The sequence below is a fragment of the Burkholderia sp. AU15512 genome, assembly GCF_002223325.1.
Classification (GTDB): Bacteria; Pseudomonadota; Gammaproteobacteria; order Burkholderiales; family Burkholderiaceae; genus Burkholderia.
The window spans coordinates 2,438,169-2,457,026 of the sequence record NZ_NKEX01000006.1; the positions used below are offsets into that span (position 1 = coordinate 2,438,169).

Genomic DNA, 18,858 nt, shown 5'->3' on the forward strand with positions numbered 1-18,858 from the left:
AATCAAGCGCCTCGACAGACGACCCACGCGGCGGCATCCACGTCGACAGCCACGGCCTCCAGCGCCGATCCCGAGCAAGGCCCGTCGATACACACGCCATCGTCGAACCGGAACAGCGCGCTGTGATGGGCGCACATCAGCACCTGCGACCGATAACAGGAAACGCTACCCGGCACGAAATCGAGCGGCACCGAGAAGTGCGGGCAACGATTCACATACGCCCACACGCGCTCGCCCCTTCGCACCACAATCACGGGACGCCCGATACACGCTTCATCGACGACCCGCGCGCCGCCGTCGGGCACATCGGAAAACCGGCAGAGTTGTCGAGCTTCCATGATTCACGCCCGCTGCTCGGGGTTGCCGAGGCTCCAGTCCCACGGCCGCACTTCCACATGCGAGAACAGCCCTTCCTTCACATACGGATCGTTGCCGATGAACTGCATCACCGCCTGAATGTCGTCCGCCTCCACGACGAGCAGCGTGCCGTTCATCGCGTCGCCGTGCGGGTCCAGCGTCGGGCCGCCGAGCCGCACCACCACGCCGTGCTGGTCGGCCGAGCGCAGGTACGTCCGGTGAATCGGCCGCACGCGATCGCGCACGTCGCGCATGCCCGGCTGGTCCGTCGCAAACACCGCAAAAAATCTTGCCATGGCGGTCAGCTCCGATCGGCGACGAACGCATGAAGATGCCGCGCGAGGCGCTGCATCGGCGCACGCAAGCGCGGGCTCGGCATGCCGTCGAAGCGGGCGACAACCGGCTCGGCCGGCGTGGCGTCACCATCCTGGTGGTCAAGGCTCATGGTTGTCTCCGTTGGCGCATGCAGCCGCTCATTGCGGCGCACGCCCTTCCCATGCGCGCTGAAGCAGCGCGCGAATCGCCTCACGCTCGATCGGCCGCGGATTCGCATACGGGTTGCGGCACGCGAGATCGGCCGCTTCGTCGAGGCCGGCCTCCGGCATTCCGATATCGGCGAGCGCCGGCGCGATGCCGAGCCGTGCGTTCAGCGCGAACAGCAGCGGGCCGGCTTCGGCCGCGTCGTTCCCGCCCAGCGCGCGCGCCACGCGGCGCAGCGCATCGGGCGCGGCTGCGTGGTTGTAGTGCGCGGTATGCGGCAGCATCGCCGCATGCGTCTGCGCGTGCGGCAGGTTGAAGGTGCCGCCCAGCGTGTGGCACAGCTTGTGATGCAGCGCCATGCCGACCGCGCCCAGGCAGGTACCCGCGAGCCACGCGCCGTACAGCGCGCGGCTGCGCGCGTCGCGGTTCGCCGGGTCGCGCACGACCACGGGCAGCGCTTCGCCGAGCGCGCGGATCGATTCTTCCGCCATCAGGCTGATCACCGGGTTCGCATCTTCCGCATAGAGCGCTTCGACGGCATGCGCCATCGCATTGATGCCCGATGCCGCGGAAATGTCCGGCGGCAACGACAACGTCAGCGACGGGTCGTAGAGCACCGTCCGCGGCAGCACGCGCGCGTCGCGCCCGGTGCGCTTCAGCCGGCCCTCCGTGAGCCCGAAGATCGGCGTCATCTCCGAGCCGGCGTACGTCGTCGGCACCGCCAGGATCGGCAGCACCGATTCGAGCGCAATCGCCTTGCCCAGCCCGATCGTCGACCCGCCGCCGATCGCCACGCAGCAGTCCGCTTCCAGCTCGGCAGCCATCTCGCGCGCCGCGTGTGCGACCTCGATCGGCACGTGCATGACCGCCTGCGCGCAGATGCCGGCCGCGCGCTCGCCCAGGATCGCTTCCACGCGCTCGGCGAGCGGCCGCTGCTCGGGCGTGGACAGGATCAGCGCGCGGCGGGCGCCGAGCGTCGACAGCTCGTCCGGCAGCCTGTCGAGCGCGCCCCATTCGAATACCACGCGGGACGGGGTGCCCTGATAGACGAAGCGATCCATGGCGACCCTCAGCGCTTGAAGTGCGGCGGCACGTTGCCGTCGACGTTGACCCACACCGACCGCGCCTCGGTGTAGTCGTGCATCGCTTCGAAGCCCATCTCGCGGCCGTAGCCCGACTGGCCGACGCCGCCGAACGGGCTGCCCGGATTGACGCGCTTGTAGCAGTTGATCCAGCACATGCCCGCGTTGATCTGCGACGCCATCTTGTGTGCGCGGGACAGATCCTTCGTCCACAGGCCGCTGCCCAGCCCGTATTCGGTTGCGTTCGCAATGGTCAGTGCTTCGTCGTCGCTGCCGAAGCGCAGCACCGTGACGAACGGGCCGAACACTTCCTCCTGTGCGATACGGTCGGCCGCGCTCCTGGCCTCGATGACCGTCGGGCGCACGTAGTAGCCGTTGGCGAGCGCGGGGTCCTGCGGCGCGCTGCCGCCGGTGAGCACACGGCCGCCCTGCTCGCGCGCGACATCGACGAACGCCAGCACGCGATCGAGGTGCTGCTTCGACGTCAGCGGCCCCATCTCGGTGTTCGCATCGAGCGGGTTGCCGATCCGGATCGACGACGCGAGCGCCACGAAGCGCTCGAGGAATGCATCCGCGATGCGCTCATGCAGCACGAGACGCGAGCCCGCGATGCACGCCTGCCCCTGGTTGTGGAAGATCGCCCACGCGGCGCCGTTGATGGCCGCGTCAAGATCGGCATCGTCGAACACGATGTTGGCGCCCTTGCCGCCCAGTTCGAGCTGCACGCGCTTCAGGTTGCCCTGCGACGCTTCGACGATCCGGCGGCCGGTGGCCGTCGATCCCGTGAACGCGATCTTGCCGACGCCCGGATGGTCGGCGAGCCGCTGGCCGGCCGTGTGCCCATAGCCGGGCACGATGTTGACGACACCCGCGGGGAACCCGACCTCGGCCATCAGCTCGACGATGCGCAGCGTCGACAGCGGCGTGATTTCCGAAGGCTTGAGCACCACCGTGTTGCCGGCCGCGAGCGCCGGGCCCATCTTCCAGCTCGTGAACATCAGCGGAAAATTCCACGGCACGATCTGGCCGACGACACCGATCGGCGCGCGCTGCACGTAGTTCAGGAAGCCGGTCTCGACAGGAATCACCGAGCCTTGCAGCTTGTCGGCCATGCCACCGAAGTAGCGGAAGCACGCAGCCGTGCGCGGCACGTCGAGCGCACGCGAATCGCGGATCGGGTGGCCGGTGTCCAGCGATTCGAGTTGCGCCAGCTCCTCCGCGTTGGCCTCGATCGCATCAGCCAGGCGCAGCAGCAAGCGGCCCCGTTCGGCAGCCGGCAGCGCCGACCATCTGGGGAACGCGCGCGTCGCGGCTTCGACGGCCAGGTCGACGTCCGCCGCGGTGGCGGCCGCGATCTTCGTGATGACGGAGCCGTCGTGCGGGTTCAGCACGTCGATCGTGCCGCGGTCGACGGCGTCAACGAAGCGCCCGTCGATGAAGAGTTGGGTTTGCATGAATCGTCCTCGGTGGATGGCGTGAAGCGCAAGCGGAAACCGACGCGCCGCTCAGAACGCGATCGGATACGGCGCGAGCTCGCCGCTCTCGTAGCGCTGCGGCAGGTTCGGTGTCGCGTTTTCCCAGACCAGCAGCATCGACCGCTTCGTGGAATAGCCCTGATGCCGGATGTCGGCGGGCATCGCGCAGATGTCGCCGGCGCGCATCGTCACGCGTGCACGCGGCGCGCCGGTGTTCTTGTCGCCGATGTCCCACACGATTTCGTCGGACAGTTGCAGGAACCATTCGACGCGGTCGTTGCCATGGAACACCGGCAGGATGAATTCCTCGGTGGTCGGGCAGAACAGGCTGCGCCCGCACACCGACGTGACCGACGGATTCCACGTCACGTCCGAACGCGACAGGTACTTGAACAGGTTGAACGCGTGCAGTTCGCCTTCGAAGCCCGGCTCGACGTGCACTTCCGGTTCGTCCTGCGCGACGTCGAGGAACGCGCGGTTGACCGGCAGGTCGTCACGCAGCGGCGAATCGCCTTCGAGGCCCGGCATGCGGCGCGTCGCGATCCGCGTGCGCTCGATCGCCGAGCCGTTCTCGCCGTGCTTGCGTCCGAACGCCGTGCCGGTTTCCTCGGGCGCCGCGAACGGATCGAAGCCTTCGTTCGTCCAGTCGTGCAGCATCGCCTTGAAGGTCGCCATGATCGTGGGCGTGTCGAAGGTCTCGGTGTAGTCCACGCCGGCGTCCTTCAGGATGCCGTTGAAGGTGCCCGCATACATGTCCACCTTGCCGTAGTGGTTGCGCGTGCCGAACACGTGGTCGAAGTTCACCCAGCCGTAGAAGAAGCCCCATGCCACGTCGCGCATCATCGCGCGCAGGAACGCGTCCGCCGGCATCGCGTGCGTGCGGGTCTGGCCTTTCGCGGGCCAGCTGATCTTCACGAAATATTCGTCGCGCTGGAATTCGAATGCGCCGAGCTGGAAGCGGCGGTAGCCGGTGACGGCATCGGCTTCGGTGGCTTGCACCAGATCGGCGGCGAAGCCTGCGGAGGTATCGAGGGTGTCGAGAGTGGCCATAACGTGTCTCCTGGAAGTGTCGAATGCGGTCGGACGAATCAGTGCAGGCAGATGTCGGCCCACTTCTCCACGGACAGCTCGCCCAGGACGGTCTGCACGAGTGCGACGCCCGGCTTGCCGGCGGTGAAGCGGTATGCACAGCCGGCCGGCAGCAGCGCCTGATGGCCCTGGCGCAATACGACGTAGCCCATCTTGCGGCCGGCCAGTTGCGTGCCGGCATTCACGGTGCCGCGCCCCGCTTGCGGCGGCGTATCGAGCTTGATGAATTCGATCCGGACTTCGCCATCCATCTGGATCACGAACTCGTCGTGCGTGCACGCGAACCACGGCGACTGGCCGTCGGTCCGCAGCACTTCGATCACGTATTCGAGGTTCTTGCCGGCGACGACCTTTTCATAAGGGGCCGACTTCGATGCGACCTCGAAGACATTCGAGAACGCGTAGTGTTGAGCGCTGCCGCTCGTGATTTCGATCTCGCCTTTCCGGTAATCGTTGAGCGAGCCAAAGACGGTGTGGAATGCCGTGTCGGTCATTTCTGTCTCCTGAGTTGAACCGCTTGTTGGATTCCACTCTAGGGGCAAGGCCCACCCGCAACAAGGCACGGGACGGCGACTACGGCATTTGCGTTTCGCGAATAATCCGCGCGCTTCAACGCACCCAGCCACGCTCCAGAAGGGGAACATCCCACGGCGATTCGTCGCCGATGGTTTCCGCGAGGAATTCGACCAGCGCCTTCACCTTCAACGCCTGTCGCTGCGTTGCGGGATACACCGCGGCAAAGCTCAGCGGCGCGAGCTGAAAGTCGGTCAGGATCGGCACCAACCGGCCCGCGACGAGCGCCTCGCTCGCCACGAGCGTCGGCAGGCACACGACGCCGCCGCCCGACAGCGCGTACTCGCGCAGCAGGTGCACGGAGTTCGAGCGGATCATGCCCGGCAGCTCCATTTCGACGACCTCGTCGCCGCGCGTCATCGTCCAGCGGTTGCGCGACGGATAACCCGAATAGAGCGCGGTGGTGTGCTGCAGCAGGTCGCGCGGATGTTGTGGCGCACCATGCGCGTCGAGGTACGCTGGCGATGCGCAGAAGAGGCGCTTGACGGTGAACAGCCGCCGTTCGATCAACGACTCGGAGATCGGCGGAAAGATCTGGAACGCGATGTCGAACCCTTCTTCGACAGGGTCCACGACACGGTCATTGACGATGACGTCGAGCTGGATGCCCGGGTAGCGCCGGTTGAACTCCACCAGCGGCGCGCCGAAGTGATCGAGCGCGAAACCGGGCAGCATCTGGATGCGCAGCCGCCCGGTCGGGGTCGCGCGAAGCTCGCGCATCTGGTCGGTCAGCTCGTTGACGCGCCCTACCACGTCCGCGCATTCGCGATAAAACGCCTCGCCCACGTCGGACAGGCGCACGTGGCGCGTGCTGCGATGGAACAGCGGCGCGTTGACGAACTTCTCGAGCTGCTGGATGCGGTTCGTCACGACCGAGCTGGTCACGCCAAGCTGCCGCGCCGCCTCGGCGAAGCTGCTCGCCTCCGCCACCCGGACGAATGCCTCGATGCTCAGGAACCGGTCCATACCGCGCCCTTTTTCGACAGCGAAACCGGCAGTCTACCCGTGCGGATCACGGGCTGTGTCATGCGGGACGCGTCACACTGTCACCCAATCGATGTCAATCGCCGATGACGCCGGCCCGCGCATGCGCGGCCCTGCCCCTGTATTGCCTTACCGCGATTGCTCGCCCGCCGCCAGTTCCGGTTGCACGGCCGCCAACCGACGCTGCAGCACGGCCGGCGCGGTTTCCTTCAGCAGCAGGCTGACCACGATGCCGAGCATGACCGCACACATCGGCAGCCACAGAATGTTCTGGATGCCAAAGTGTGCGGCGACGTAGCCGCCCATCGCCGGCGCGATGCCGCCGCCGAAGATCTCGCCGACCCCGACCACCACGCCGATCGACGTCGACACGAGCCCGATGGGCGCGGCCTCGGTCGCCACCGGGCCGGACAGCAGCGACACCAGCCCGAGCGTGAAGAACGACGCGACGAACAGCACCCCGAACAGGGCGAGCGGCTGCGGGCCGAGGCCGCGGAAAATGTAGAGCATCACGGCCGTTCCCGCGAAGCCGACGATGCTCGCGACGCGGCGGCCGACCAGGTCGGACAGGCCCGGCAACCCGAATTGCCCGAGAAAACCGCCGAAACCGATCGCCGACACGACGAGGCCCATCTTCTGCGTGCCAAGCGCCAGGTAGTCGGTCAGGTACAGCGGCAGCAGCGCGCCGAGCACGAATACGCCGGTCATCGCGCAGCACAAGGCGGCCATCGCCACGAGGATGTTGCGGCTCTTGAGCACATGGCCGAGCGACGCCGGCGCATGCTCCGACGCGACGGCCTTCGTGACCTTCGGCTCGCGGATCACGAAGAACATGATCGCGCCGAGGATCAGGCCGGGCACGGCCACGAGCGCAAAGACCCAGCGCCACGACACGAAGCCGAGCAGCTGCGTCGCGATGATCGGCGACAGCGCGAGCCCGAACAGCGCGAAGCCGCTTTGCTGCAGGCCGAGGTTCAGCCCGCGCCGCCGCGGATGCGATGCGTCGGCCGTCGCGGCAAAGCTCGTCGGGCAGAACGAGCCCTCTGCGACGCCCATCAGGCCGCGAATCGCCATCAGCCCGAGCAGCCCGCCCGCCATCCCCGAGAAGCCAGACAGCAGCGAGAACGCGATGATGGCCGGAATCAGCACCTTGCGGCGGCCGATCCTGTCGGAGATGCCGCCCATCAGCGCCGCGAAGATCCCCCACGACAGGCCGAGTACGCCGATGCAGTTGCCGACGTCCTGCGCGTTCAGGTTGAGGTCCTTCATGATCGAAGGGAACAGCGGCGCGATCAGCCAGCGATCGAGGCCGACCAGCCCGAAGCCGAGCGCCAGCAGCGTGACCGCCTTCCACTCGTATGAGGTATCCCACTCGTTTGCTTTCATGTCCGTCTCCGTGGACACAGGTTCGCCTGCGCGCGCCGCAGCGCCTGCGCATGAGCCAGGTCCGATGGTTTTTGTGTGCGACGCGAATCGCGAGGAAATGCCGGCTGGCGTTCGGGTGCGACGCGTTGGGTTCAATCAGCCGACGTCACCACGATAGGTGCACGGCATCCAATCGGGTAGGGAACAACCGGCGAACGCGCCATTCGCGAAACGCAAATAATCGCGGGGGGTGCGCGGGAAGCATCGACGGAGAAGCGCGGAGCGAACGAAGGCGGCGTCGAAGTGGCGCTCGTTCGCGTGTTCCGGGGGAATCCCTCATAGACATCGAAGCATCGGCAGTTCGCCGCATGAACGCGGCGGATGCATCGGCTCCGCTCGACATGACGGAGGCGACGGTTTCTACGTATCCCGAACGACCGGCCGGCCGGCGTCCGGCGGCATGCCCGTCACGCGCTTGAACGCGCGGCTGAACGCGGCCTGCGACACGTAGCCGAGCCGCAGCGCCCCGGTTCAGTCGCGACGCGGCAAACCACCGGCCTGCACGTCAGGCCGATCCCTGCCTGGATGCATCTATCGCGTTTCGCAGTGGGCAACATAGCCGTCGCCCCAGTCTTTCATCGCGTTGAGCACGGGCGCGAGGGTACGGCCCACTTCCGTCAACGAATATTCGACACGGGGCGGAACCTCGGCGAATACTTGCCGGGAAATGACGCCGTGCGCTTCAAGCTCTCGCAGCTGCAATGTCAGCGACCGCTGCGTGACGCCGCCGATGGCGGCGCGAAGCTCGCCAAATCGCTTCGTACCGCTGAGCAGGTAGTAAATGATCAACGGCTTCCACTTCCCGCCGATGACATCGACTGTCGCCTCCACCGTGCATCGGTACCCGTGTGTATTCGGCTTTTCCATGCGCCAATAGTATAAAAAATTACCCTATATATCAAACTCGTACTTACTTGCGATCCGTATCCCTTCAACCCAGAATTTTCCCGTCCGGCGGTCAGGTCCACCTGGCCCGCCGCCTTGGTGAAAACGATTGGAGCGCGACAGATGCAAGCAGCCTTCTACGAACGTCTCGGTGCAGCCCGGGACGTATTGACCGTCGGTGAATGGCCGATGCCCGAACCGGGGCCCCACGAGGTACGCGTCCGCATCCACGTGTCGGGACTGAATCCGACCGACGTGAAAGCGCGTACCGGATTCTCGTCCGCGCTGCCTTACCCGCGCATCATTCCGCATCAGGACGGCGCGGGCGTCATCGACGCCATCGGCGTCAACGTCTCGCCAGCGCGCATCGGCGAACGCGTCTGGCTTTACGAGGCGCAATACGGCCGGGCCACGGGTACGGCGGCGGAATACGTCGTGGTCCCGTCGAGCCATGCGGTACGCTTGCCGGACCATGCGTCGTTCGATGTGGGCGCCTCCCTTGGCATCCCGGCGTTGACCGCGCACCGCTGCCTGTTCGCCGACGGCAGCCTGACGGGACGACGTGTGCTGGTTCACGGTGGCGCGGGTGTCGTCGGCACCGCCGCCATCCTGCTGGCGAAATGGGCCGGCGCATGGGTGGCGGCATCGGTCACGAATGCCGAACAGGCGACCGTCGCCAAAGAGAACGGCGCCGATCTGGTCGTCGACCGGCATGCGGCGGACGCGGCAACAGGCATTCTCGACGCAACCGGCGGCATCGGCGTGGACCGTATCGTCGATGTCGACCTGAAGTCCAATCTCGAGGTCGACCTGGCCTGCGTGTCGCACGGCGGCGTCATCAGTTCCTATGCGATGGCTCATGCAACGGACGAACTGTCCGTTCCACTATTGAGGGCGATGATGCATGGCTGTGTCCTGCGCTTCGTCTATATCTATCACGTGCCCGACGACGCCAAGCAGCAGGCTGTCAGGGACGTCGCTGCCTGCGTGGCCGCAGGCGCCTACTCACCCAGAATCGGCATGAAGGTTCCGCTGGAAAGAATCGTCGACGCTCACGAGGCACTGGAGTCCGGCCGCGTCATCGGCAAGGTGCTCGTGCACAACCGGTTCGATGCGGCCGATCATTGCCGGCATTAGCAGCCGGCTGCAACGGGCCGGCCGCACCGCCGCTCGCACGCGTACGGTCGGGCCGGACGATAAAAAACGTCCCAAGATCCGCACTCAAATAAAACCGGCGAACGCGCCATTCGCGAAACGTAAATAATCGCGGGCGATGCGCGGGAAGCATCGACGGAGAAGCGCGGCGCGAACGAAGGCGGCGTTGAAGCGGCGCTCGTTCGCGTGTTCCGGGGGAATCCCTCATAGACATCGAAGCATCGGCAGTTCGCCGCATGAACGCGGCGTGCAGCCAGTCGAGTGTGCCCCGGCGCTTGCCGCGGTTCAGCGGAGGCACGCGGCAAGACCGCCGCTGCGGAGGCGTCGATACGTCACCTGCCGTCGCATCGTGCGGGGCAGCGCGACATCTGCAACGCTTCCCCGGACATTCAACCCAGCGGAGACCACGCCTCCGGCAGGCAAATCGTCGACGTAGCCCGCTCGATCTGCTGCGGCCCGCCTTTCGGCGGCCAAAGCCCTTCGGCATAGTGGCGCGCGCGCAATGCCATGCGCGCCTCCAGGCTCGAGAACCCCCAGATATGGGCAATGCGTGGCGGGCCGTCGATCGCGTACATATTCGCGACGAGATGCGACGTATAGGCCTCGGCCGGACCGACGGCCTGCTCCCAGGCAGCGATCGTCGGCGCGATCCCGGCCGGCTTGAGCCAATAGCGGCGAAATTCGTAGAACCTGCCGAGTGTCTTCGGTTCGATCGCGGGCAGGAACGGAAACAGTTCGTAGGTTTCCATGCTGAGACCCACGTGGTCACCGTCGATATTGAACGGCCCGCCGCTCATCAACGCACGACGGCGCTCCTGCTGCAGTTCGTCGATTTCGTCGAAGCCTCGCAGCACGACGATCTGCCCCAACTCGCCGATTTCCGAACGCCATGCCCCGAGGAGACGCCCTGCTGCCCCCGGATCCGTTACCCATCGGTGCGCACCAGCGGAAACGGCATCCTGCTCCAGCAGCAAACACGACAACGTCGTCAGTTCATACTGCATCTCGACCATCCCTCGCAAAATGGGCCGCGGACACGCAAGTCGCACCCGCTCGCCGCCATAAAAATATATTCCCCAAATCCAACTTCTGATAAAACGTTATTCCATATCAAGCTGAATCGCCAGCCAACTTTGGATCCTTTTTCCCTTCTGTCCCCCGTATCATTTCTTCCATTCCGAAAGAAACGAGCAAGAGAAGGACATGAGCGACACCACCCCGCTGCACTACCTCGACTACGCCGCCACGACGCCCGCCGATCCGCGCGTGATCGAAGCGATGACGGCCTGCCTCGGCTTCGACGGCATCTACGGCAACCCCGCGTCGAGCTCGCACGCCGCCGGCCGGCTCGCGAAAGACAAGGTCGAGCAGGCCCGCGCACAAGTCGCCGCGCTGATCGGCGCGGACGCCGACGAGATCGTCTGGACCTCGGGCGCCACCGAATCGAACAACCTCGCGCTGAAGGGCTATGCGGAAAACGCGACCGGCAAGCGCCACCTGATCACGAGCCGCATCGAGCACAAGGCCATTCTCGACACGATGGCGAACCTGTCGAAGCACGGCTCGACGGTCACGTTCCTGACGCCCACGCGCGACGGCGAAATCACCGCCGACGCGGTCGCGGCCGCCATCGGCCCCGATACGGGCCTCGTGTCGCTGATGCTCGTGAACAACGAACTCGGCACGCTGACCGATATTGGCGCAATCTCGCGCATCGTGCATGACGCGGGCGCGCTGCTCCACGTCGACGCTGCCCAGGCGCTCGGCAAGACGCCGATCGACGTGCGCGCGCTCGGCATCGACATGCTGTCGATGTCCGCGCACAAGGTGTACGGCCCGAAGGGGATCGGCGCGCTGTTCGTGCGCCGCGATATCGCGGATCAAATCGCGCCTCAGATTCATGGCGGCGGGCATGAGCGCGGCTTGCGTTCGGGCACGCTCGCGACGCATCAGATCGTGGGCATGGGCGTGGCATGCGAACTGGCCGCTGAGAAGCTCGACGGCGAAGCCGCTCGAATCGCGGCGCTCGGCGCGCGCCTGACGGACGCACTGGTCGCACTCGGCAATGTCACACAGAACGCGGCCGCCGCGCGCCGCATCCCGCACACGCTGAGCCTGACGGTGAATGCGCCGGGCTTCTTCCCGTTCATGCTCGGCGAAGCGCTCGCGGTGTCGTCGACGTCCGCATGCAACTCGACCAGCGGCGCACCGTCCCACGTGCTGACCGCGATCGGCCTCGATGCGGAAACGGCAGGCCGCACCGTGCGCGTGAGCTTCGGCCGCTTTACGACGGAGCAGGACGTCGACTTCGCGATCGCCTGCTTCCGCCACGCGATCGAACAGTGTCGCGCGACGGCGGCGAACGGCTTCTCCGCGTCGCGGCAGATCACGCCGGCCGACCTGAAGGCGATCCGCAATGCCGGCTTCCGCTCGGTCATCTGCAACCGGCCGGACGGCGACGGCGACGCCCATCCGGCGTTCGACGAAATCGCCGCGGCGGCCCGCGAACTGGGCCTCGAAGCACGCTACCTGCCGGTCGAGCGCGACGGCATCGGTGATGCGGAAATCGATGCCTTCGGTGCACTGGTCGACACGCTGCAGAAGCCCGTGCTTGCGTACTGCCGCAGCGGCAATCGCTCCGGCATGCTGTGGAATCGCTGGTCCGCCCGACGTACGGCCTCGGCCTCGGCTTCAGCCTGACCGGAAACACCGCCCCGTTACGCTCCGCCCCGGCGTTCACGCACGAAGAAAATACTTCGATGCGCGGCCGCCGGATGGCGGCAGCGATTGCCCCCCTTCAGTCCCCCTCATCCCCGCTCACCGGCGTGTAAATCGCCAGCTTCAGCGCGGGATCGTCGTTCGCCTGGAACGTCGCGTATTCATAGCGCTGCGCGCCCCGTTGCGCATGCGCGAACACCTTCTGGCCCGACACGCCGCTGCGCACGTCATGCGCATCCCACCATTGCGCGAACTCGCTGCTGCTCGTGCGCAAGCGCGCCACCAGCGCGATGAATGCCGGATCGCTCGCATGGAACGCGCCGCCCTCACACGCCGTACGCATCCAGCGCCTTCAACGGCACATGCAGGCTCTCGTTCGCGGCAAACGCGTCGAGCAGATAGTCGACCGTCGCCTGTACGCGCGACGCCTTCAATGCGCGATGCGGATACTGCATCGCCATTTCGTAGCTGCCGGGCAAGTGATGGCGGTGCAGCAGCACCTTCAGCGCGCCGGCGCGCAGATGCGCCCACGCGAGGTGCACCCCGACCTGCGCGATGCCCAGCCCGTCACGGGCGGCCTGCAGCACGGCCTCCGGCGCGGAGAATGTCAGCGGCGCCGTCTCGCCCGGATCGACCGCCACGATGCTCCCGCCGCGCATCCTGAAGCTCCATGTCGCGACCTCACCACCGAGAAACCGGCGTGCGATCAGCCGGTGCGTAACGAGATCGTCCGGCGCGCGCGGAATGCCGTGACGCTGCAGATAAGCGGGTGATGCAACCAGCACCGTATTCATCCGAAAGACCGGCCGAGACACCAGCGCGGAATCGTGGATGTTGCCGCCGCGGATGACGATGTCGTAGCCGTCGCGTACGACGTCGACGATCCGGTCGTCGAAATCGGCCTCCACCGACAAGCCAGGGTAACGCGCCAGCAACCCGGGCAGCACCGGTTGCAGATGCTCGCGCCCGAATGCGGCGCTGGTCGAGATGCGTATGCGCCCTTGCGGCCCGAGCCGCTGCGCGACGATGCTGTCGACCGCCGAATCGAGCGCGTCCAGTGCGACGCGTGCCTGGCGCAGGAACACGCTGCCTTCGTCGGTGAGCTTCAGCGTGCGTGTGGTGCGGTTCATCAGCCGCACGCCGAGCGCCTGCTCGAGGCCCGCGACGTTCTTGCTGACGGCGGCCGACGTGATGCCGAGCATGCGCCCGGCCGCCGCGAAGCTGCCGCCGTCGGCCGCATGCACGAACGACAGGATCGCACGCGTGCGTTGTGACACATCCAAAGCAGCCTCCTTCGATCGACACGTTGCACGGTACACCTTCGCTTGCCGCCGATTATCAACCTGAAGTTGTGAGCGACTCAACCCGGACTCAACTTCCGGTTGCGACCCGCGCCGCCCACAATCCGGCCATCGTTCAACGCACTGCAAAGGAATGTCCATGCTTGCCGCCATCGTTTTCGACAGCGGTCACGGTCACACCGAGCGACAGGCGCAAGCCGTCGCGGAAGGCGTGCGCCGCGTGCCGGGCGCGGAAGTGCGGCTCGTCGCGGTCGCCGACGGCGCGATTCCGTGGGAGACGCTCGCCGCGAGCGACGCGATCATCTTCGGCTCGCCGACGTACAACGGCTCGATCAGCTCGCGGCTCAAGAAATTCATGGAAGACTCGACGCGCCCCGCGTGGATTCCGCAAACCTGGCGCAACAAGGTCGCGGCCGGCTTTACCAATTCCGGCGCGCAGCACGGCGACAAGCTGAACTCGCTGATGACGATGACGCTGTTCGCCGCGCAGCACGGGATGATCTGGGTCGGGCTCGACCTGTTCGCCGGCACCGCGGCGAACGAGCGCAACCGGATCGGCGGCTGGCTCGGCGCGATGGCGCAGTCCGACGACGTGTCGCCGGAACTGTCGCCGATCGCGAGCGACCTCGACACCGCCGCGCACCTCGGGCAGCGCGTCGCCGAACTGGCGTCGCGGCTCGCGGCCAGCGCGTAAGCAGCCCCCCATTCGCCAGGAGATCGACATGAAACTGCTGTGCCTCGACGTCCCGTTGCCCGGCGCCAGCCCGGACGCGTATCAGCCGCACCTGCTCGACGAAGTGCGCTACGCGTGGCAACTGCTTAAGCGCGGGATCGTCCGCGATATCTATTTCCGTCAGGATCGCCCGGGCGTCGCGATCATCGCGGAGTGCGAGTCGATCGAAAGCGCCCGCGAAGCGCTGCGCGAGTTTCCGCTGGCGAAGGCCGGGCTGATCGACTGGGACATCATTCCGCTTGGCGCGTTTCTCGGCTGGGAAGCGCTGTTTGCAGCGGACCCCGCGTGACTTTCACGGTCGGCGGCGTGTTGCTTACCCGCCGCTCACTCAAACTTCGACCGGGCCATGCCCGACGCCGGCGAAATCCGTCACAAGCGCGGCACGCAATGCCAGCATGCCGCGCAAAACGGCCGCTACTTCGGATACTCCAGTTGCAGCGCAACCCAGCCCGATGTCGCATCGCCGTAGCGTGCCGCGATGTCGCCGAGCACACCAGGCAGCACCGCGTCCCCGCGCCGGTCGGCCGGCACCGCCATGCGCGCGTGCCGCGCATTCGCCGGCTGCGCCAGCAACCGCAGCCCGTGCCTCGACTCGACCACGCGCGCGTCTGCCGTCGCGACGACGTCACTGCGCCAGGTCCGCGCCCACGCGTCGGCGGTCAACGCAACCGGTAGCTCGTCGAACCCGGTTTCGAGCGGAAGATCGAACGTCTCGTGCCGCCAGAACGCGACGCGGTTGGTCAGCGCGACCGCCACCGCACGCGCCGTCAACGCGAACCGGCTGCCGTCGTGAACGTCGCTCCATGACTGTGCGCCGACGCGCCGCGCCGTCTCGCGCGCCGCTGCCGGCCCGGCCAGCGTATTCACCAACGCCAGCGAAGCGGGAATCGACGCCGATACGCCGGTCGTCGTCATGACGTTACCGTCCATCACATAGCGGCGATCGTCGATCCACGTCGTATCGGCAAAGCGGTGACGCAGGCTGTCGCGCACATACCAATGAGACGTCGCCGTACGGTGCCGCAACAGGCCCGCATTCGCGAGCACTTCCGCACCCTCGCAGATCGCCACCATCGTTGCACCGGCAACGGCCTGCTTGCGCAACCATGCCAGCACCGCCGGGCTGTCCGCGCGATGCAGCGCGGGCACGATCACCACGTCGGCTCCCGCAGGCGTCGCGGCATCGAACCGGTCGAACGTCGTATCGGCCAGCATGCGCAGCGCGGGCATCAGTTCGACCTCGCCTTCGGCAGCCGACACGGCGACGACATCGACCGCATCGGATGCCTTCAGCATCGCGTACGGCACGATGAAATCGGTCGTCTCCGTTCCGGCGTTGTCCGCGACGATCGCCACGAGCGGCCGCGCGCGGGCCGCCTTCGGCGCGCCGATCGTCAGCGCCTGGGCGACCGGCCGTGCGTCCTCCGCCTTCACCGGCACATGCCACCCCGCGGCCCATGCGCCCAGCATCGCGCACACCAGCAGCACCGCCCCGCCTGCCTTCCATCCCCGCATCGTTCACCCGCATCCGTCGATTGCATGTCCGGAAAATTACAAGGATCATGCTCGCGGTCACAAGGACAACTCCACCGCACTTTCCGCCATGTCCCAGTCAACCTGTTCGGCACGCGACATCGTCGTCGTCGGCTTCGAAGGCGTCCAGTCGCTCGACATCACGGGCCCGATGGAAGTGTTCGCGGTCGCGAACCGTCACCTTCCCGACCATGCCGCGCCGTACCGGCTCACGCTCGCGTCGCAACACGGCGGCGACATCGTCACGCACGCGGGCCTGCGCCTCGCCGGCACGGCCGCGCTCGCGGCGCTGCCCGAGCGGATCGACACGCTCATCGTCGCCGGCGGCGATGAAGCGGCGCTACGCCATGCCGCATCGGAAACCGGCGTGCTGCCGTGGCTGCGCACGCGGATCGCCGGCACGCGGCGCATCGCGAGCATCTGCACGGGCGCGTTCGTTCTGGCGGCGGGCGGATGGCTGGACGGCCGGCGCGCAACCACGCACTGGAACCAGTGCGCGATGCTGCAGGCGCTCCGTCCCGACGCGCGGATCGAACCGGACGCGATCTACGTCAGCGATCCGCCGTTCCATACGTCGGCCGGCGTGACGGCCGGCATCGATCTGTGTCTCGCGCTCGTCGAGGCGGATTGCGGTGCGCCGACCGCGCTCGCGGTCGCACGCGAACTCGTGCTGTTCATGCACCGTCCCGGCGGACAGGCACAGTTCAGCGTCGGGCTCGGGGCGCTGGCCAACGCGACGCCGCGCATGCGCGCGCTGCTCGCCGAGATCGCCGACGATCCGGCTGGCGATCTCGGCGTTGCCGCGCTGGCCGCGCGGATGCACATGAGCGAGCGCACGTTTGCGCGCAATTTTCTGAAGGAGACCGGACGATCGCCCGCGCAGTTCGTGCTGGCCGCACGCGTCGAGCGCGCGAAGGCGCTGCTGGAGCGGGCCGACTGGCCGCTCGAACGCATCGCCGAGCGGTCGGGATTCGGCAGCGTCGACGCGTTGCAGCGCGCGTTCGCGAAGCAGGTCGGCGTATCGCCACGCGACTATCGCGCGCGCTTCGGACCGCGACACGACACGCCGAAAACGGAATAGGCCGTCGCTGGTTCCCGCATGCGTCCGGGGCCACTGGCGTGGCGGCGATCCGGCGATCGCCCTTCGCCGTCGCCACCACCGTCGCCGCGCATCCGTCACGCTCCCGCTCCGCCCGGCGACGCAACGGGCCAACACGCCCTGTTCCGGTGCATCCGTCCGGATTTTCACTCCATTGCCGAAATCTGATAGAGCCGGGAAATTTGATTTCATACCGTTCACGCATCGGACGGGAAAGCGATGGCCGCTCGACACGGCATCGCGAGCCGCCGACGAATCCCAGGAGCGGGCCAGAATGCTTGGCCCGGGCGGCGATGACGGTCCTGCCACGCAGGACATTCGTGACGGAGCGACCATGGATGCAAAACGCCAGCCTGATTCAGGCACCGACAGTGACGTAAGCCTGCTGCACAAGATGGGCTATGCGCAGGAACTGTCGAGACGTATGAGCGGTTTCTCGAACTTCGCGGTGTCGTTTTCCGTGATCTGCATCCTGTCGGGCGGCATTACCGCGTTCCAGCTCGCGTTTTCGGCCACCGGCGGCGCCTCGATCGGCCTCGGCTGGCCGTTGGGCTCGCTGTTCGCGCTGATCGTCGCGGTGTCGATGTCGCAGATCGCGTCCGCGTTTCCGACGGCCGGCGGCCTCTATCACTGGGGCGCGATCCTCGGCGGGAAGAAATGGGGGTGGATGACGGCGTGGCTCAACCTGATCGGGCTGATCTTCGTGATCGCCGCGATCAACTTCGGCACCTACGATCCGTTCTTCAAGACGCTGATCGCGCCGATGTTCGGCGTCAGCCCGGACAGCCTGACCTGGTGGCACCAGACGGCGTTCATCGCGTTCATCACGATCTCGCAGGCGATCCTGAATGCCCGCGGCATCAGGATCGCGAGCAAGATCACCGACCTGTCGGGCTATCTCATCTTCGTGGTGACGATCGCGCTGGTGGTGTCGCTGCTCGTCTACTCGCCGGTCGCGTTCGACGCGCATCGCCTCGTGACGTTCACCAATTTCACCGGCGTCGATGGCGGCGCATGGCCGAAGCAGGCCACCCCGCTCGCGTTCCTGTCCGGCCTGCTGCTCGTGACCTACACGATCACCGGCTTCGACGCTTCCGCGCACACGTCGGAAGAGACGCACGACGCGGCCAAAAACGTGCCGCGCGGCATCATCGGGTCGGTGTTCTGGTCCGCGGTGTTCGGCTACGTGATGGTGTGCGCGTTCGTGCTGGTGATGCCCGACCTGACCGCCAGCATGAAGCAGGGCACCGGCTTTTTCGAGGCGATTCTCGCGCCGATTCCGAAGGCGTTGCGCGTCACCCTCGAACTCACGATGTTCTTCATCAACTACGTGTGCGGGCTCGCGGCGATCATGTCGACGTCGCGGATGGTGTACGCCTTTGCACGCGACGGCGGGCTGCCGGCGTCGAAGCTGCTGCGCAGCGTGAGCCCGGCGCACCGCACGCCCGGCCCCGCGATCTGGACGTGCGCGGTGCTCGCGATCGTCGTCACGCTGTACGGCGACGCGTTCTCGGTGCTGAGCGCCGGCAGCGCGGTGTTCCTGTTCATCTCGTATGCGATGCCGATCGGCTCCGGGATGCTGGCCGAAGGCCGCTCGTGGACCGACAAGGGTCCCTTTCAGCTGGGAATCTGGTCGAAGCCGTGTGCGCTGCTCGCGTTGGTCGGCGCCTGCGTGCTCGCGTATGTCGGCATCCAGCCGCCGAACGAGAAGGTGCTGTACGTGCTCGTCGGTTTCGTCGTCGTGCTGATGGCGATCTGGTATGGCTTCGGCGTGCGAAACACGTTCGCGGGGCCGCCGGTGCTGAAGGACACGCGCAATCTCGAGCGCATCCGCGAACTCGAGGCGAACGTCGATCCGTCTGTCTGAAGCGGCTTCGAAGCAGGTTGAAAAAAACCGACTCGCCGGCTTCGTGCCGCGAGTCGGTTTTTTATCTCTACCGGCAACGACGAAATTCAACCGCCTCGCAGC

The 18,858-nt window shown here is 66.6% G+C and carries 20 protein-coding genes and 1 pseudogene; 6 read left to right on the forward strand and 15 right to left on the reverse strand.

All coding sequences use genetic code 11. The features are described 5' to 3' along the window. Positions 1-2 precede the first annotated feature (2 nt). The 11 genes and pseudogenes from CFB43_RS30285 to CFB43_RS30325 form a co-directional block, all read right to left on the reverse strand. A complete protein-coding gene (locus CFB43_RS30285) occupies positions 3-338 on the reverse strand; it encodes a Rieske (2Fe-2S) protein (protein WP_089497777.1) in 336 nt (111 codons plus the stop codon). Between the two features lie 3 nt (positions 339-341). After that, positions 342-653, reverse strand: a complete 312-nt coding sequence (locus tag CFB43_RS30290) for a YciI family protein (RefSeq protein ID WP_089497778.1) — start codon at positions 651-653, stop codon at positions 342-344. Between the two features lie 5 nt (positions 654-658). Continuing rightward, positions 659-802 carry a hypothetical protein gene (locus CFB43_RS38585; protein WP_179254924.1) on the reverse strand — a complete coding sequence of 48 codons (144 nt, stop codon included), beginning with the start codon at positions 800-802 and terminating at the stop codon, positions 659-661. A 28-nt stretch (positions 803-830) separates the two neighbouring features. Further along, positions 831-1,898: a maleylacetate reductase gene (locus CFB43_RS30295; RefSeq protein ID WP_089497779.1), complete on the reverse strand. Its 1,068-nt coding sequence runs from the start codon at positions 1,896-1,898 to the stop codon at positions 831-833. 8 nt (positions 1,899-1,906) lie between these two features. Next, complete coding sequence (locus CFB43_RS30300; RefSeq protein ID WP_089497780.1) at positions 1,907-3,373, reverse strand: aldehyde dehydrogenase family protein; 1,467 nt, start codon at positions 3,371-3,373, stop codon at positions 1,907-1,909. Between the two features lie 51 nt (positions 3,374-3,424). After that, entirely contained in the window at positions 3,425-4,444 is a 1,020-nt protein-coding gene (locus CFB43_RS30305; protein ID WP_089428386.1) for a hydroxyquinol 1,2-dioxygenase, read from the reverse strand. A gap of 38 nt (positions 4,445-4,482) precedes the next feature. Continuing rightward, complete coding sequence (locus CFB43_RS30310; protein ID WP_089497781.1) at positions 4,483-4,977, reverse strand: hydroxyquinol 1,2-dioxygenase; 495 nt, start codon at positions 4,975-4,977, stop codon at positions 4,483-4,485. Positions 4,978-5,092: 115 nt separating this feature from the next. Next, positions 5,093-6,022 carry a LysR family transcriptional regulator gene (locus tag CFB43_RS30315; RefSeq protein ID WP_089497782.1) on the reverse strand — a complete coding sequence of 310 codons (930 nt, stop codon included), beginning with the start codon at positions 6,020-6,022 and terminating at the stop codon, positions 5,093-5,095. A gap of 147 nt (positions 6,023-6,169) precedes the next feature. After that, positions 6,170-7,426 (reverse strand): MFS transporter, encoded by a 1,257-nt coding sequence (locus CFB43_RS30320; RefSeq protein ID WP_089497783.1) that lies wholly within the window; start codon positions 7,424-7,426, stop codon positions 6,170-6,172. A 399-nt stretch (positions 7,427-7,825) separates the two neighbouring features. After that, positions 7,826-7,936: pseudogene (locus CFB43_RS39000) on the reverse strand (AraC family transcriptional regulator); the annotation flags it as partial. 60 nt (positions 7,937-7,996) lie between these two features. Then, complete coding sequence (locus tag CFB43_RS30325; RefSeq protein ID WP_089497784.1) at positions 7,997-8,332, reverse strand: winged helix-turn-helix transcriptional regulator; 336 nt, start codon at positions 8,330-8,332, stop codon at positions 7,997-7,999. A gap of 141 nt (positions 8,333-8,473) precedes the next feature. Between CFB43_RS30325 and CFB43_RS30330 the strand changes: the two genes are divergently transcribed. After that, complete coding sequence (locus CFB43_RS30330) at positions 8,474-9,487, forward strand: NADPH:quinone reductase (protein WP_089497785.1); 1,014 nt, start codon at positions 8,474-8,476, stop codon at positions 9,485-9,487. A gap of 407 nt (positions 9,488-9,894) precedes the next feature. Here CFB43_RS30330 and CFB43_RS30335 read toward each other — a convergent pair whose 3' ends face one another. Then, complete coding sequence (locus tag CFB43_RS30335; protein ID WP_089498197.1) at positions 9,895-10,509, reverse strand: NIPSNAP family protein; 615 nt, start codon at positions 10,507-10,509, stop codon at positions 9,895-9,897. Positions 10,510-10,708: 199 nt separating this feature from the next. Here CFB43_RS30335 and CFB43_RS30340 point away from each other — a divergent pair, with 199 nt between their 5' ends. After that, entirely contained in the window at positions 10,709-12,205 is a 1,497-nt protein-coding gene (locus CFB43_RS30340) for an aminotransferase class V-fold PLP-dependent enzyme (RefSeq protein ID WP_089497786.1), read from the forward strand. A 97-nt stretch (positions 12,206-12,302) separates the two neighbouring features. On the opposite strand, the gene CFB43_RS30345 is transcribed toward CFB43_RS30340, so the two are convergent. Together CFB43_RS30345 and CFB43_RS30350 are read right to left on the reverse strand one after the other, a co-directional pair. Beyond that, complete coding sequence (locus CFB43_RS30345) at positions 12,303-12,566, reverse strand: MmyB family transcriptional regulator (RefSeq protein ID WP_256990137.1); 264 nt, start codon at positions 12,564-12,566, stop codon at positions 12,303-12,305. Then, on the reverse strand, positions 12,550-13,506 hold the full coding sequence (locus tag CFB43_RS30350) for a LysR family transcriptional regulator (RefSeq protein ID WP_089497787.1): 957 nt from the start codon (positions 13,504-13,506) through the stop codon (positions 12,550-12,552). Before CFB43_RS30350 ends, CFB43_RS30345 begins: the two co-directional genes overlap by 17 nt. Before the next feature lie 157 nt (positions 13,507-13,663). On the opposite strand from CFB43_RS30350, the gene CFB43_RS30355 reads away from it, so the two are divergent. Both CFB43_RS30355 and CFB43_RS30360 read left to right on the forward strand, forming a co-directional pair. Continuing rightward, entirely contained in the window at positions 13,664-14,218 is a 555-nt protein-coding gene (locus CFB43_RS30355) for a flavodoxin family protein (RefSeq protein ID WP_089497788.1), read from the forward strand. A 28-nt stretch (positions 14,219-14,246) separates the two neighbouring features. Beyond that, positions 14,247-14,546: a superoxide dismutase gene (locus CFB43_RS30360; RefSeq protein ID WP_089497789.1), complete on the forward strand. Its 300-nt coding sequence runs from the start codon at positions 14,247-14,249 to the stop codon at positions 14,544-14,546. A 125-nt stretch (positions 14,547-14,671) separates the two neighbouring features. Here CFB43_RS30360 and CFB43_RS30365 read toward each other — a convergent pair whose 3' ends face one another. Further along, complete coding sequence (locus tag CFB43_RS30365) at positions 14,672-15,772, reverse strand: DJ-1/PfpI family protein (protein WP_089497790.1); 1,101 nt, start codon at positions 15,770-15,772, stop codon at positions 14,672-14,674. A gap of 88 nt (positions 15,773-15,860) precedes the next feature. Here CFB43_RS30365 and CFB43_RS30370 point away from each other — a divergent pair, with 88 nt between their 5' ends. Then, on the forward strand, positions 15,861-16,871 hold the full coding sequence (locus tag CFB43_RS30370; RefSeq protein WP_089497791.1) for a GlxA family transcriptional regulator: 1,011 nt from the start codon (positions 15,861-15,863) through the stop codon (positions 16,869-16,871). A 352-nt stretch (positions 16,872-17,223) separates the two neighbouring features. Further along, positions 17,224-18,756, forward strand: a complete 1,533-nt coding sequence (locus tag CFB43_RS30375; protein WP_089497792.1) for an amino acid permease — start codon at positions 17,224-17,226, stop codon at positions 18,754-18,756. The last annotated feature ends 102 nt before the right edge of the window (positions 18,757-18,858 follow it).

Excerpts from the sequence above, each read along its gene's own strand:
- CFB43_RS30285 (WP_089497777.1), bottom strand. The coding sequence starts at position 338 with ATGGAAGCTCGACAACTCTGCCGGTTTTCCGATGTGCCCGACGGCGGC.
- CFB43_RS30355 (WP_089497788.1), top strand. The coding sequence starts at position 13,664 with ATGCTTGCCGCCATCGTTTTCGACAGCGGTCACGGTCACACCGAGCGA.
- CFB43_RS30295 (WP_089497779.1), bottom strand. The coding sequence starts at position 1,898 with ATGGATCGCTTCGTCTATCAGGGCACCCCGTCCCGCGTGGTATTCGAA.
- CFB43_RS30290 (WP_089497778.1), bottom strand. The coding sequence starts at position 653 with ATGGCAAGATTTTTTGCGGTGTTTGCGACGGACCAGCCGGGCATGCGC.
- CFB43_RS30310 (WP_089497781.1), bottom strand. The coding sequence starts at position 4,977 with ATGACCGACACGGCATTCCACACCGTCTTTGGCTCGCTCAACGATTAC.
- CFB43_RS30370 (WP_089497791.1), top strand. The coding sequence starts at position 15,861 with ATGTCCCAGTCAACCTGTTCGGCACGCGACATCGTCGTCGTCGGCTTC.
- CFB43_RS30320 (WP_089497783.1), bottom strand. The coding sequence starts at position 7,426 with ATGAAAGCAAACGAGTGGGATACCTCATACGAGTGGAAGGCGGTCACG.
- CFB43_RS30360 (WP_089497789.1), top strand. The coding sequence starts at position 14,247 with ATGAAACTGCTGTGCCTCGACGTCCCGTTGCCCGGCGCCAGCCCGGAC.
- CFB43_RS30340 (WP_089497786.1), top strand. The coding sequence starts at position 10,709 with ATGAGCGACACCACCCCGCTGCACTACCTCGACTACGCCGCCACGACG.
- CFB43_RS38585 (WP_179254924.1), bottom strand. The coding sequence starts at position 802 with ATGAGCCTTGACCACCAGGATGGTGACGCCACGCCGGCCGAGCCGGTT.
- CFB43_RS30365 (WP_089497790.1), bottom strand. The coding sequence starts at position 15,772 with ATGCGGGGATGGAAGGCAGGCGGGGCGGTGCTGCTGGTGTGCGCGATG.
- CFB43_RS30335 (WP_089498197.1), bottom strand. The coding sequence starts at position 10,509 with ATGCAGTATGAACTGACGACGTTGTCGTGTTTGCTGCTGGAGCAGGAT.
- CFB43_RS30325 (WP_089497784.1), bottom strand. The coding sequence starts at position 8,332 with ATGGAAAAGCCGAATACACACGGGTACCGATGCACGGTGGAGGCGACA.
- CFB43_RS30375 (WP_089497792.1), top strand. The coding sequence starts at position 17,224 with ATGGATGCAAAACGCCAGCCTGATTCAGGCACCGACAGTGACGTAAGC.
- CFB43_RS30330 (WP_089497785.1), top strand. The coding sequence starts at position 8,474 with ATGCAAGCAGCCTTCTACGAACGTCTCGGTGCAGCCCGGGACGTATTG.
- CFB43_RS30300 (WP_089497780.1), bottom strand. The coding sequence starts at position 3,373 with ATGCAAACCCAACTCTTCATCGACGGGCGCTTCGTTGACGCCGTCGAC.
- CFB43_RS30345 (WP_256990137.1), bottom strand. The coding sequence starts at position 12,566 with ATGCGTACGGCGTGTGAGGGCGGCGCGTTCCATGCGAGCGATCCGGCA.
- CFB43_RS30315 (WP_089497782.1), bottom strand. The coding sequence starts at position 6,022 with ATGGACCGGTTCCTGAGCATCGAGGCATTCGTCCGGGTGGCGGAGGCG.
- CFB43_RS30305 (WP_089428386.1), bottom strand. The coding sequence starts at position 4,444 with ATGGCCACTCTCGACACCCTCGATACCTCCGCAGGCTTCGCCGCCGAT.